This window comes from Agrobacterium sp. 22-214-1 (assembly GCF_053522465.1).
Genome location: NZ_JBNWCK010000002.1, coordinates 226,066 through 238,622 on the forward strand (window position 1 = coordinate 226,066; position 12,557 = coordinate 238,622).

General features: G+C 61.4%; 12 protein-coding genes. 2 read left to right on the forward strand and 10 right to left on the reverse strand.

The features are described from left to right. Nucleotides 1-131 precede the first annotated feature (131 nt). The 4 genes from ACQZ5G_RS10845 to argH all read right to left on the reverse strand — a co-directional run bounded on the left by ACQZ5G_RS10845 (nucleotide 132) and on the right by argH (nucleotide 5,980). The gene (locus ACQZ5G_RS10845) at nucleotides 132-2,822 is read right to left on the reverse strand and encodes a TIGR02302 family protein (RefSeq protein WP_448737716.1); all 2,691 of its coding nucleotides are present in this window, start codon (nucleotides 2,820-2,822) and stop codon (nucleotides 132-134) included. Between the two features lie 177 nt (nucleotides 2,823-2,999). Continuing rightward, the gene (gene lysA, locus ACQZ5G_RS10850; protein WP_125144915.1) at nucleotides 3,000-4,268 is read right to left on the reverse strand and encodes a diaminopimelate decarboxylase; all 1,269 of its coding nucleotides are present in this window, start codon (nucleotides 4,266-4,268) and stop codon (nucleotides 3,000-3,002) included. 13 nt (nucleotides 4,269-4,281) lie between these two features. Continuing rightward, entirely contained in the window at nucleotides 4,282-4,485 is a 204-nt protein-coding gene (lptM, locus tag ACQZ5G_RS10855) for an LPS translocon maturation chaperone LptM (RefSeq protein WP_003497438.1), read from the reverse strand. A gap of 94 nt (nucleotides 4,486-4,579) precedes the next feature. After that, entirely contained in the window at nucleotides 4,580-5,980 is a 1,401-nt protein-coding gene (gene argH / locus ACQZ5G_RS10860) for an argininosuccinate lyase (RefSeq protein ID WP_174045505.1), read from the reverse strand. Nucleotides 5,981-6,004: 24 nt separating this feature from the next. On the opposite strand from argH, the gene tlpA reads away from it, so the two are divergent. Further along, nucleotides 6,005-6,673 (forward strand): thiol:disulfide interchange protein TlpA, encoded by a 669-nt coding sequence (gene tlpA / locus ACQZ5G_RS10865; protein ID WP_448737715.1) that lies wholly within the window; start codon nucleotides 6,005-6,007, stop codon nucleotides 6,671-6,673. Nucleotides 6,674-6,811: 138 nt separating this feature from the next. Next, nucleotides 6,812-8,059, forward strand: coding sequence for an MgtC/SapB family protein (locus ACQZ5G_RS10870; protein WP_448737714.1), 1,248 nt, complete (start codon nucleotides 6,812-6,814; stop codon nucleotides 8,057-8,059). Nucleotides 8,060-8,077: 18 nt separating this feature from the next. Here ACQZ5G_RS10870 and ACQZ5G_RS10875 read toward each other — a convergent pair whose 3' ends face one another. The 6 genes from ACQZ5G_RS10875 to ACQZ5G_RS10900 form a co-directional block, all read right to left on the reverse strand. After that, nucleotides 8,078-8,959, reverse strand: coding sequence for a 3-hydroxybutyryl-CoA dehydrogenase (locus tag ACQZ5G_RS10875; RefSeq protein WP_003523331.1), 882 nt, complete (start codon nucleotides 8,957-8,959; stop codon nucleotides 8,078-8,080). A gap of 116 nt (nucleotides 8,960-9,075) precedes the next feature. Next, nucleotides 9,076-10,005 carry an electron transfer flavoprotein subunit alpha/FixB family protein gene (locus tag ACQZ5G_RS10880; protein WP_448737713.1) on the reverse strand — a complete coding sequence of 310 codons (930 nt, stop codon included), beginning with the start codon at nucleotides 10,003-10,005 and terminating at the stop codon, nucleotides 9,076-9,078. Nucleotides 10,006-10,030: 25 nt separating this feature from the next. Next, a complete protein-coding gene (locus tag ACQZ5G_RS10885; RefSeq protein ID WP_003520827.1) occupies nucleotides 10,031-10,777 on the reverse strand; it encodes an electron transfer flavoprotein subunit beta/FixA family protein in 747 nt (248 codons plus the stop codon). Between the two features lie 184 nt (nucleotides 10,778-10,961). Next, nucleotides 10,962-11,735, reverse strand: a complete 774-nt coding sequence (locus ACQZ5G_RS10890) for a rhomboid family intramembrane serine protease (protein ID WP_448737712.1) — start codon at nucleotides 11,733-11,735, stop codon at nucleotides 10,962-10,964. Nucleotides 11,736-11,767: 32 nt separating this feature from the next. Continuing rightward, nucleotides 11,768-12,346, reverse strand: coding sequence for a cob(I)yrinic acid a,c-diamide adenosyltransferase (locus tag ACQZ5G_RS10895; RefSeq protein WP_020813416.1), 579 nt, complete (start codon nucleotides 12,344-12,346; stop codon nucleotides 11,768-11,770). A 1-nt stretch (nucleotide 12,347) separates the two neighbouring features. Then, nucleotides 12,348-12,545, reverse strand: a complete 198-nt coding sequence (locus tag ACQZ5G_RS10900; RefSeq protein WP_003520830.1) for a twin transmembrane helix small protein — start codon at nucleotides 12,543-12,545, stop codon at nucleotides 12,348-12,350. Between the last annotated feature and the right edge of the window lie 12 nt (nucleotides 12,546-12,557).

Genomic DNA, 12,557 nt, shown 5'->3' on the forward strand with positions numbered 1-12,557 from the left:
ATCCTCGGCACAAGGCCGAGGATGACGTAGAGTGTTTGGCGACCTGCCGAACACATTTCCCGCTGCCGGCTTTTCCGGAAAGCTGCGAGATTAAAGTGAAGGGCCGGATCGCCGTGAATGGCTTCCGATCCTCACTGTATATCCAGCAACCGCTCCAGATACCGCCGCTCGATTTCACCGGGCGGATTGTTGCCGAGCTTTTCGCGGATCGCCTCGAGGATTTCGCGCGCGCGCTGCACGTCGATTTCGTCCGGCACCTTCACCTGATCGCCGAAATCCGGGCCGGTGGTGCTGCGCGGGCGGCCGAGCGGATCACGGCCGTTCTGGCCGCCCTGGCCCGCCATGCCCTCCTGACCTTGCCTCGGCTGCTGGCCCTGCTGGCGCATGGCCTGCATGATCTGGCCCATCATGTCCTGCGCGCCCTGGCGCAGCGCATTCAGCGCATTGCCCTGACCTTCGACGGCCTGCTCGCCCTGCCCCTTGCCCAGCGCCTCGCCGGCGCCTTGCATTTCCTGCTGCGCCTTGCCGAAGTTTTCGCCCGGTTCCATGCCGAGATCGCGCAACCCCTGTTGCAATTCGCCGAGCTGCTTGCCGAGCGCATCCTGCTGCGCCCGCAGGTTTTTCAGCGCCTCGCGCAATTGTTCGGCGGTCATCTGGTCGCTTGGCTGTCCGCCCTGCTGTCCGTTCTCGCCCTGTTGGCCCTGCTGTCCCTCTTGCGGCTGCTGGCCGTTTTCACCCATCTGCTGTTCGTCTTCACCGCCCTGCTGCGGGTCGCCGCGCTGCATGCGATCGCGCAGCGCCTGGTCGAGCTTGAAGGTTTCGTCCATCAGCTTCTGCTGCTGCTGCAGGATTTCGCCCAGCTTGTCGATCTGCTGGCGCATCTTGCTGCTCTGCTGCTGCCCCTGCTGGCCCTGACGCTGCGGGCGGCCCGCCTGCAGATTGTTCATCATGCGCTGCAGCTGCGAGAGCATTTCCTGCGCCGCATCGCGATTGCCGGAACGGGCAAGGTTCTCGATCTGGTTCATCATGTTTTCCAGATCGCGCTGGCGCAATACGTTCTGTGTCTGCTGGTTCATGTTGGCCTGCGGCGCATTCTGCATGCGCTGCGCAAGCTCGCTCATGAACTGCTGCATGGCTTCGCGCAGTTCCTGCATCAGCTTGGCGATTTCCTCGTCGGAGGCATTGCGCTGAAGCGCTTCGGAAAGCGCAGTCTGCGCATCGCGCAGGCGTCTTTCGGCCTGCGAAAGATCGCCGTCCTCGATGCCGAGCGCGATTTCCCAGAGATAATCGGCCGTGTCCTTCAGCATCTCCTCATTATAGGCGAGCCGCATGCGGGTCTGCGCCGATTGCAGCAGGAGATAATGGGTCGTGTTGGGAATGGTCTCTTCCGGACGCAGGCCCACCGCCTCGTTATAGGCGATCGCCTTCGGCATCTGGCGCGTATCGAGCGAGAATATCTGCCGCTGCTCGGCAATGGAGGCGGCCAGCGGTTCGGAGAAATTGCGGCCCGGCAGCACCATTTCATGCGCGGGGCTGCGGCCGGTCTGACCGGCGCCATCCGTCGCCACCAGCGTGATGCGCACGCGTTTTCCCGCCATCGGATGTTCGGTCAGGTTGCGGCTGGTCAGGCCCTTGATCTCGCGATTGTTCTGCCGCGGCAGATCGAGCTTGAATTCCGGCGGCGGGTAAAGCGCGGTCGCACCTTCCGCAACGCCAATCGGCTCGATGATGGCATGGGCTTCCTTCAGCCCATAATCGTCCTTGGCGGTGAAGCCCACTTCCAGCGCGCCGTTAACGGCCCGGCGCGGCATGTTGTCGAAGGCGATGCTGGGCGGCTGGTCGGGAATGACGTTGAACACCCATTGTTCGCCGTTGGCGGTGATCATGCCACTCTCGGTAACATCCATGGCGAAAGTGCGCGGCGCGACGGGCTGGTCTGCCGAACGAGCCGGCGTTTGAACGGCGATATCGCCGCTTGCGCTATCGGCACGTGCCGCTTCCGGCGCAAGCTTTTGCAGCGCGCCTGCCATTTCCGGTTCGAAGGTCACTTCCTCGCCGCCATCGCCCCCGGTCATGCGGATCGTCAGCTTGGAGGATTGCGGCACGGAAACCGCATCACGGTTGGTTGCATCGCGTCCGGTCAGGAAAATCGGCGCGCGACCGGTATAGGATGGCGGCGTGACCCAGGCATCGAGACGGATATCCGGATTGAGTGGACCGACGGCCGGCTGGCTGCGGAAGGCATCGGCAATCGTGCCCGCGCCGTTGGAATAGGAAAAACCGAAGGCGGCGGCCAGAAGAAGGGCGGGAACGGCACGCAGCGCCAGACGGTCATAACGGGCGATATCGGGTTTCGGCAGGCCGGCATTCAGCGCGGCGATACGCTCCGCCATGCGGATCTGGTGTTCTTTCCACAGCGTTCGGGAAAAAGGCGTATCGAAGGCCGGTTCGTCCTCCTGCACGCCTACCGGCTGGTGCGCGAGACCGTTGCGGTCTTCAAGCAGGCGGGATGCATCATTATCCGTCGGCCATTTCTGCCGCACGATTGGCAGGAGAGTGGCGATGAAGGAGAAGACGAGCACGAAAACAACGCCGAGCCGCAGGAAATCCGGCATGTGCCGGTAGAGGCCGAACCAGGCAAGCGCCAGAAACACGGCGGCGATGGAGAGCGGCCACAGCGTTTTCGGCGCAATTTTTTCCGAAAGCAGTACGATTTTAGCGAAGAAGCGCTTGGCGGCAACCCGGCGGGCAAGGTCCGGTCGCTGCGCGAACGCGCCGGTCGGGCGCTTTCTGCCTGTCCTGTCCTCTCCGGCTGTGGTCATCAATCCGTTCTCCCGGTTCTGGCCACGTCGAACGCCATTCCCGGAACGGCGCGCTGTTATATTACAGAAGCAAGGATAACATTCTTTGTGGCGAAGACGAGGGCGCCCAAGCCCTCACCCCCATTTTTTAGGCAGCTTCGCTTGATTGTGATCGGCCAACCGGTGATGCAAGCGAGATCAATCGAGCCAGGCGGGCACGGAATCGAGCGCGATCAGCTCTTCATAGGTGCCGCGCGGGCGAATGACGTGGAACTTGTCATCCTTTACCAGCACCTCCGGCACCAGCAGGCGCGAGTTGTAGGTGCCGGCCTGCACCGCGCCATAAGCACCTGCGGAACTGACGGCGATCAGATCGCCCGGCTGCGGCGCGGCCATCTCCCGGTCCAGCGCCAGATAATCGCCGGTCTCGCAGACCGGGCCGACGATATCGGCCTTGATGCGCGGCGTGTTCTCTGCCGGCTGCACCACCGGGCGGATGCCGTGATAGGCCTCATAAAGCGTCGGGCGGATGAGGTCGTTCATCGCGCCGTCGACGATCACGAAGGTCTTTTCGCCGCCGTCCTTCACATAGATCACTTCGGTCACCAGAATGCCGGCATTTCCGACGATCAGGCGGCCGGGCTCGGTGACGATCTTGCAGTTGAGGCTCTTCAGTTCGTTCTTGACGATATGGGCATAGGCATCCGGCAGCGGCGGCGGATTATTGTCATCGCGATAGGGGATGCCGAGACCGCCGCCAATATCGACGTGGCTGATCGTGTGGCCGTCAGTGCGCAGCGCCTCGACAAGTTCGCGCAGCAGCCGGAAGGCATCCTCGAAAGGCTGCAATTCGGTGATCTGGCTGCCGATATGCATGTCGATGCCGGTCACTTCGATGCCGGGCAGGGTGGCTGCATGGGCATAGACCGCGCGGGCGCGCTCATAGGAAATGCCGAACTTGTTTTCTTTCTTGCCGGTGGAAATCTTGGCGTGGGTGCGCGCATCCACATCCGGATTGATGCGGAAGGAGACATGCGCCCGCTTGCCGACTTTCACGGCGCGCAGGTTAAGGACTTCCAGCTCCGGCTCGGATTCGATGTTGAAACAGTAGATGCCGGCTTCCAGCGCGTAATCCATTTCCGCAACCGTCTTGCCGACGCCGGAAAACATGATGCGGCTTGCCGGAACGCCGGCTGCGAGTGCGCGGCGCAATTCGCCGCCCGACACGACGTCGATGCCCGCACCGAGCTTTGCCAGCGTCTTCAAAACCGCCTGATTGGAATTCGCCTTCATGGCATAACAGACCATGGCGTCCACATCCGCAAAGGCGCCGGAAAACACCTTGTAATGGCGCTCCAGCGTCGCAGTCGAATAGATGTAGAATGGCGTGCCGACCGCCTTGGCGATCTCGGGCACGGGCACGTTTTCGGCGTGCAGCACGCCGTCGATATAGCCGAAATGGTTCACAGGCTTTTATCCGTCAGAGAAGCTTGTCGAGAATGAACGGCCGTTCCGCCGTCGCCGGCTTTGTCTCCGTTCCGTCGGCATTGCGCTTGTTGCGCATTTCGACCGGCGTGCTCGGCGGGTCGATGTCGCCCTTACGCCCGCAGGCGCTGAGAACAAGGCTGACGGCGAGCGTCATGCCGATGGGAACGATGAGTTTGCGCGCGGTTTTTGAAAGCATGGGCCTGTCCAAAGGAAATATGTGCCTCTCTGATAACGAAAAACAGGGCGCTTGTGCACCCTGTTTCTTGTGATCGCAGCGTAACGCGATTTTATCAGTTGCGTCCGCGCCACCAGGCGATCTGCTTCTTCACTTCCGAAGGGGCCGTGCCGCCGAAACTGGTACGGCTGGCAACCGATGCCTCGACGGACAGAACGTCGAAAACGCCCTTGGTGATGCCGGGATGGATGGCCTGCAATTCCTCAAGCGAAAGATCGGCGAGATCGCAGCCCTTCTTTTCCGCCAGCGCCACGGCATTGCCGGTCACATGGTGGGCATCGCGGAAGGGCAGGCCCGCTTCGCGCACCAGCCAGTCGGCAAGGTCGGTGGCGGTGGAATAGCCCGAACCGGCGGCGGCGCGCATGCGGTCCTTGCGAACTTCAAGGTCGCGGATCATGCCGGTCATGGCGGCAATCGCCAGTTCCAGGCTCTCGGCGGCGTCGAAAACCTGTTCCTTGTCTTCCTGCATGTCCTTGGAATAGGCGAGCGGCAGGCCCTTCATCACTGTCAAAAGGGCGATCAGCGAGCCGTTGATGCGGCCGGTCTTGGCGCGCACCAGCTCGGCGGCGTCAGGGTTTTTCTTCTGCGGCATGATCGAAGAGCCGGTGGAGAAGGCATCCGACAGGCGGATAAAGCCGAATTGCGGCGTCGACCAGATGACGATTTCTTCGGCGAGGCGCGACAGATGCGTGGCGCAGATGGAAGCGATAGACAGGAATTCCAGCGCGAAATCGCGGTCTGAGACGGTATCGATGGAATTGCGGGTAGGCTCGCGGAAGCCGAGTGCCTTCGCCGTCATGTGGCGGTCGATGGGATAGCCGGTGCCGGCAAGGGCGGCCGCGCCGATCGGGCTTTCGTCCATGTGCTCGATGGCGTGGCGCACGCGGGCGCGGTCACGGCCGAACATTTCCACATAGGCCATGCAATGGTGGCCGAAGGTGACGGGCTGCGCCGTCTGCAAATGGGTGAAGCCAGGCATAACCGTATCGGCATTTTCCTCGGCGCGGTCGAGGAAGGCGGCGATGAGGGCCGTCAGCATGCCCTCCGTCTTCTGCAATTCTTCCTTGACCCACAGGCGGAAATCGAGCGCCACCTGGTCGTTGCGCGAGCGGGCGGTGTGCAGGCGGCCGGCCGCCGTGCCGATCAGCGTTGCAAGGCGGGCCTCGATGTTCATGTGAATGTCTTCGAGCTTGCGCGAGAATTCGAAGCTGCCGGATTCGATCTCTGACAGGATCGTGTTCAGGCCATCGGTGATCTTGTCTTTATCTTCCGGCGAAATAATGCCTTTAGATGCCAGCATGGCGGCATGCGCCATAGAGCCGCGGATATCCTGGGCGTAAAGCTTCTTGTCGAAGCCGATGGAGGCATTTATCTCTTCCATGATGGCAGATGGCCCGGAAGCGAAACGCCCGCCCCACATCTGGTTGGAGGATTTCTGATCTGTGCCGTCAGCCATGTTCGCAGTGCCCTGGAGTATTCGATGACAGAAAAAAGGCCGTTCAGGCTTCCTTCCGCCAAGTTGGTTGCAATTGCTGCCGTTGCCGGTGTCTTAAGCGGCGCGGGCGCGGTCTGGTTCAGGCATATTGGGTCTGAGAGCCCGGTTCAAGGGGCAGCGGTGACTGACGCCGGTTTATGTGAAGGCGCGGCGAACCGCATCGCCTCGCTGAAGCCGTTTTTGAAGGGGCAGGTGGCGGCCATGTCGGCGGTGGAGAAGCCGCGCATCATTCCTCTCTCCTTCAAGGGGCCGCAGGCGCAGGACATGACGCTTGCCGATCTCAAGGGCAAGGCGGTTCTTCTCAACCTCTGGGCCACATGGTGCGTGCCCTGCCGCGAAGAGATGCCGGCGCTGAACGCGCTTGAAAAGGAAAAGGGCGGTAACGCTTTCGAGGTCGTGGCCGTCAATATCGATACCGGCGCGGATGAAAAACCGAAAGCCTTCATGGATGAATACAGGATCGATGCCCTGAAGCACTACCGCGACAGTTCCATGGGCGTCTTCAACGTTCTGAAAAAGGAAGGTCTCGCTTTCGGCCTGCCGGCAACCCTGCTGCTGGATGAAAACGGCTGCCTGCTTGCGGCCATGAACGGGCCGGCGGCGTGGGACAGCGAGGATGCCAAGGCGCTGGTGACAGCCACGACTGGAAAATGATGCCGGCGGCTGGACATTGAGGGCTGTAGGCCGCAACCGCTCTTCAGAGCCGGCCTTTCCAGCGGACGGGCCGGTGCAGACAAGCCCGTACCCGTCTCATATAATGATTGCTGGCTTCCGCCATGAATGGGTGCCGATATGGAGTTGCTTATTCCCCGGCTTGGTCTTGCCCTCGCCATCGGCCTGCTTGTCGGTCTTGAGCGCGGCTGGCGGGAGCGCGATGCGCCGGCGGGCAGCCGCACCGCCGGGATCAGGACCTATGGCATTGCCGGCCTGCTGGGTGGCGTCTTCGGCGTATTGGCCGCCGAGCAGAACAGCGCCTTCGCCTTCGCGGCGGGTTTTCTGGGGTTCGCATTCAGTTTTTCATGGTTCAAGCTGCGCGAGGCGCGCCATGACAATGATTTCAGTGTCACCGGAGTGGTTGCGGCTCTCTGCGTCTTTGCCCTCGGCGGGCTTGCGGTAACGGCGCAATATCAGGCGGCGGCGGCCGGTGGTGCTGCGCTTGCGGCATTGCTCGCTGGCAGGGAGGTTCTCCACCGCCTGCTGAAACGGCTGACATGGATCGAACTGCGCTCCGCGCTGGTGCTTGCCGTGATGACCGCCGTCGGTCTGTCGATCCTTCCGAACCGGACGATCGATCCGTGGGGCGGCTTCAACCCCTGGGAAATATGGCTGTTCACCGTGATCAGCGCCACGATTTCCTATTGCGGTTATATTGCCGTGCGCCTCCTCGGCTCAACCCGTGGCCTGCTGGTGACCGGGCTGGCGGGCGCCCTCGTTTCATCGACCGCCGTAACCGCCAGCTTCGGGCAGAAGGCGAAAAGCGGTGAAAACGTGTGGCCTCTGGCCGGTGTGGCGGCGCTGGCCGCGGCCGTATCGCTGCTCCGGGTCCTCGTTATCGTTCTTGCCCTTTCGCTGACGACATTTTCCCTTATAGCACCGGCAGTACTGGCCGCCGCACTTGTTCTCGGGTTAAGCGGCGCTGGCCTGATAAGGCTGCAGGACACGCAGTCCGGACAGGAAATCGACGCAAAGAACCCGTTCGAACTGGTGCCGCTTGCCATTTTCGCCGCCCTCTTTGCCGCGACGAGAACGCTGAATGCCGTTCTTCTCGTTTGGATCGGCGCGGGCGGCTTCATCGCGCTCACGGCCTTATCGGCCATATTCGATGCCGATGTCGCCGTTCTCAGTGCGTTGCGAACCAGCGCACAGAATCTGTCGCCGGATATCGTGGCGAGCGCGATCCTCGCTGCACTCGCCGCCAACGCGGTAGGGCGTGTATTCGTCGCCGCCGTTTCCGGAACGCTCGTTTATTGCGGGTTGCTCACGGCTGCATCCGTCGTCGCCGCCGGCGTCGGAGCTATCATTTACCTGCTGATTGCCTGAGGGTTCAGGTGAAGGGGATCAGCGCGTCGGAACGGGCGTCTCGCCGCGATAATCGTAGAATCCGCGGCCGGATTTGCGGCCGAGCCAGCCGGCCTCGACATATTTGACCAGCAGCGGGCAGGGGCGATACTTGCTGTCGGAAAGGCCGTCATGCAGCACCTGCATGATCGACAAACAGGTGTCGAGACCGATGAAATCGGCAAGTTGCAGCGGTCCCATCGGGTGGTTGGCGCCGAGCCGCATGGCGGTGTCGATGGCTTCCACCGAGCCGACGCCTTCATAAAGCGTATAGATCGCCTCGTTGATCATCGGCAGCAGGATGCGGTTGACGATGAAGGCCGGGAAATCCTCGGCAACGGTGATCGCCTTTTCCAGCGTCCGCACATAGTCCTTGGCCGCGTCGAAGGTCTTTTCATTGGTGGCGATGCCGCGCACCAGTTCCACCAGCTTCATGACCGGCACCGGATTCATGAAGTGGATGCCCATGAACTGTTCGGGACGGTCGGTGGCGGAGGCGAGCCGGGTGATGGAGAGCGACGAGGTATTGGTGGCGAGCAGCGCCTCGGGCTTCAGGATCGGGCAGACCTGCGCATAAATCTTGCGCTTGATCTCCTCGTTTTCCGTCGCGGCCTCGATGACGAGGTCCATGGCTGCCAGATCGTTGATGTCGGTCGAACCGCTGATGAGCGCCAGCGCCTGCTTGCGGGCGTCGTCCGACAGCTTGCCGTTGGTGACCTGGCGGGCGAGATTGCCGTTGATCGTGGCAAGACCGGCCTCGATGCCTTCCTTGGAAAGATCGTAGATATGGACCTTGTAGCCGGCAATTGCGGAGACATGCGCAATGCCGCATCCCATTTGACCGGCTCCAATGACACCGATGTTCTTAAAGGGGGCGGTCATAGGCTGGTCTCCTCTCAGGGATTTTGTCTGCGTTATTGCCGGCGATGTTACGCATATCGCCGAAAAAGAGAAGGCGGCGCGTTTAAAAAACGCGCCGCCTCCAATTTATGCTTAAATTACAGCGATTTTTCGAGTTCGGGCAGCGCTTCGAACAGATCGGCGACAAGGCCGTAGTCGGCCACCTGAAAGATCGGTGCTTCTTCATCCTTGTTGATGGCAACGATGACCTTCGAATCCTTCATGCCGGCCAGATGCTGGATGGCGCCGGAAATGCCGGCGGCGATATAAAGCTGCGGCGCAACCACCTTGCCGGTCTGGCCAACCTGCCAGTCGTTCGGCGCATAACCGGCATCGACGGCCGCACGGCTGGCGCCAACCGCGGCACCCAGCTTGTCGGCGACGGGAAGGATGACTTGCCTGAACTTCTCCGACGAACCGAGCGCACGGCCACCGGAGATGATGATCTTGGCCGATGTCAGTTCCGGACGGTCGGACGACGCCAGAGCATCGGAAACGAAGCTGGAAAGGCCAGGGTTTGCAGTAGCACCGATGGTTTCAACCGCTGCCGAACCGCCTTCAGCGGCGGCTGCAAAGGCGGTCGGACGCACGGTGATGACCTTCTTCGCATCGGTCGCCTGCACCGTCTGGATGGCGTTGCCGGCATAGATCGGCCGCTTGAAGGTGTCAGGGCTGACGACCTCGATGATTTCCGAGACCTGCGCCACGTCGAGAAGCGCCGCAACGCGCGGCGTCACGTTCTTGGCCGAGGCGGTCGCCGGGGCGATGATGACATCATAGGAAGGCGCAAGCGAAACGATCAGCGCCGCCAGCGGTTCTGCCAGGGCATTGGCATAGGATGCGTCGTCGGCGAGCAGCACCTTGGAAACGCCGGAGAGTTTCGCTGCTGCGTCAGCTGCACCCTTTGCACCGGAACCGGCGACGAGAACATGGACGTCGCCGCCGATTTGCGTTGCCGCCGTCAGCGTCTTGCCCGTCAGGTCGGAAAGGGTTGCGTTGTCGTGTTCTGCCAGAAGAAGAATGGCCATGAGAATATCTCCCTTTTCCGAAACCTTAGAGGACGCCGTCGGCTTTGAGCTTTTCGACCAGCTCGGCAACCGAGCCTACCTTGATGCCGGCCTTGCGGCCTGCCGGCTCTTCGGTCTTCAGCACCTTCAGGCGCGGTGAAACATCGACGCCGAAATCGGCCGGCGCCTTTTTGTCGAGCGGCTTCTTCTTCGCCTTCATGATGTTCGGCAGCGACGCATAACGCGGCTCATTGAGACGAAGATCGGTGGTGACCACGGCGGGAAGCTTCAGCTCCACCGTCTGCAGACCGCCATCGACTTCACGGGTGACTGCGACCTTGCCGTCGGACGGTACGACCTTGGAGGCGAAGGTGCCTTGGCCCCAGCCGAGCAGGGCGGCCAGCATCTGGCCGGTCTGGTTCGAATCGTCATCGATCGCCTGCTTGCCGACGATGACGAGGCCGGGCTGTTCGGCTTCCGCCACGCCCTTCAGAAGCTTGGCGACGGCAAGCGGCTCGACCGTCTCGTCGGTCTCGATCAGGATGGCGCGATCGGCACCCATGGCAAGCGCCGTGCGCAGCGTTTCCTCGGCCTTGGCCGGGCCGATCGACACGACCACAACCTCTTCGGCCTTGCCGGCCTCCTTCAACCGCAGCGCCTCTTCCACCGAGATTTCGTCGAACGGGTTCATCGACATCTTCACATTCGCAAGCTCAACGCCTGAACCATCCGATTTTACGCGGATCTTCACGTTGTAATCGACGACTCGTTTAACGGGGACAAGGATTTTCATCGGCGGCTTTCCTCAAACTCCTGTCCGCTTTGGCCAGTTGACCGCGCGGACCTCCAAAAACAGGTTGGCGACATGGATAAGCATTTTTCCCGCAATTACAACGGAGCAATCTTCATTATCACATGCACGTAAGGCATATCTTACGTTGACGTTCACGTAAATACTCTATCTCTTTCGCAAGAGCTCATCTGCTCCCGTCATAGCCCCGTTCGATTTGCGACAACCCCGCCGTTTGCGACGGATTCTTGAACTGTGCCGCCCTCGGCGGAACAATGGTGCGGTCAAACAGGGGAACGCCCCGCCTGCGCATGAAAATCACCATGATTGCGCCCGCCACGATGCCGCCCACATGCGCGCCCCAGGAAACGTTTTCTTCGAGCCCGAGCGCCAGCATCAGGAACTGCTGGCCGATCCAGAGCGCCAGCGGAATGAAGGCGGGCAAAGGAAGCGGAATGCGCATGAGAACCAGCACCCAGACGCGCACCCTGGGATGCAGCAGGAAATAGGCCGCGACGACGCCGGAAACCGCACCCGAGGCGCCGATCAGCGGCCCCTCCGAGGTGGGGGCGACGAAACCGTGAAACAGCGCGCCGGCGATGGCGCAGACGATGTAGAAAATCAGGAAACGAAAATGGCCGAGCGCATCCTCGACATTGTCGCCGAAGACCCAGAGAAACAGCATGTTGCCGGCCAGATGCCAGAAATCGAGATGCAGGAAAGCATAGGTGACAACCGTCAGGTCATCGGGCACGACCTGCAGGGCGGGTTCCAGATAGGCGTAGTCGAACACCACTGCCGGAATGAAACCGAGGCCGAGCGCTGCGGCATTGGCCTCAGTATCGCTGGCAAGCACCCCGGTAAACAGCCAGACCAGCACATTGACCACGATCAGGCCGATGGTGACATATTGCAGCCGGATATGTTTGAGGGAATTCGCATCGTGCAGCGGTATGAACATCGAACGCCCTTTGGTTGCGTCATTGAAACGCTTTAGCGGTTCTTGCCGGGAACCCACAATATATCGGCCTTGCCGGCATCATTGGCGAAGCGGGCGGCGACGAACAGGAAGTCGGACAGGCGGTTGGCATATTTCAGCGCCGCCGGGCTGACGATCTCATTCTCAGTGACGGAAAGTTCCACCATCAGTCTTTCCGCGCGCCGGCAGACGGTGCGCGCCATATGCAGGCTGGCCGCCGCCGCACTGCCGCCCGGCAACACGAAAGAGGTCAGCGGTTCAAGGGCGGCATTGAGATCGTCGATTTCGTTTTCCAGCCGCGTGACTTGGCTTTCGACGATGCGTAGCGGCTCATAGGAAAGCGGTTCGCCGCTGTCCGGCGTGGCGAGATCGGCGCCGAGATCGAAAAGATCGTTCTGGATGCGGAAGAGCATGGCATCCAGCTTTTCCATCCCGCCCGTATGAAGCCGTGCGACGCCGATGGCCGAATTGGTTTCGTCCACCGTGCCATAGGCCTCGACGCGAAGATCGTGCTTCAGGCGGCGCGGGCCGGAAACCAGCGCCGTGGTGCCCTTGTCGCCGGTACGGGTGTAGATCTTGTTCAGCTTCACCATGTCAGCGGCCACCGCCGGTGAGCCAGAGGGTGAACATGATCAGCACAATCGCCACAGCCTGCAAAAGCAGGCGAAGCTGCATCAGCTTGTTGGAGCGGTTGGCGTCCTGTCCCTTCAGCATGTTGAAGAGGCCGCGTATCAGCACGATGACGACGAGGCCCATGACGATAAGGGCCAGAACGGTGGTGAAGCCGGACATGCGGTATTACTC

Excerpts from the sequence above, each read along its gene's own strand:
- argH (WP_174045505.1), bottom strand. The coding sequence starts at position 5,980 with ATGGCTGACGGCACAGATCAGAAATCCTCCAACCAGATGTGGGGCGGG.
- ACQZ5G_RS10875 (WP_003523331.1), bottom strand. The coding sequence starts at position 8,959 with ATGACCGCCCCCTTTAAGAACATCGGTGTCATTGGAGCCGGTCAAATG.
- ACQZ5G_RS10890 (WP_448737712.1), bottom strand. The coding sequence starts at position 11,735 with ATGTTCATACCGCTGCACGATGCGAATTCCCTCAAACATATCCGGCTG.
- ACQZ5G_RS10895 (WP_020813416.1), bottom strand. The coding sequence starts at position 12,346 with ATGGTGAAGCTGAACAAGATCTACACCCGTACCGGCGACAAGGGCACC.
- ACQZ5G_RS10880 (WP_448737713.1), bottom strand. The coding sequence starts at position 10,005 with ATGGCCATTCTTCTTCTGGCAGAACACGACAACGCAACCCTTTCCGAC.
- ACQZ5G_RS10845 (WP_448737716.1), bottom strand. The coding sequence starts at position 2,822 with ATGACCACAGCCGGAGAGGACAGGACAGGCAGAAAGCGCCCGACCGGC.
- tlpA (WP_448737715.1), top strand. The coding sequence starts at position 6,005 with ATGACAGAAAAAAGGCCGTTCAGGCTTCCTTCCGCCAAGTTGGTTGCA.
- lptM (WP_003497438.1), bottom strand. The coding sequence starts at position 4,485 with ATGCTTTCAAAAACCGCGCGCAAACTCATCGTTCCCATCGGCATGACG.
- ACQZ5G_RS10870 (WP_448737714.1), top strand. The coding sequence starts at position 6,812 with ATGGAGTTGCTTATTCCCCGGCTTGGTCTTGCCCTCGCCATCGGCCTG.
- ACQZ5G_RS10885 (WP_003520827.1), bottom strand. The coding sequence starts at position 10,777 with ATGAAAATCCTTGTCCCCGTTAAACGAGTCGTCGATTACAACGTGAAG.
- ACQZ5G_RS10900 (WP_003520830.1), bottom strand. The coding sequence starts at position 12,545 with ATGTCCGGCTTCACCACCGTTCTGGCCCTTATCGTCATGGGCCTCGTC.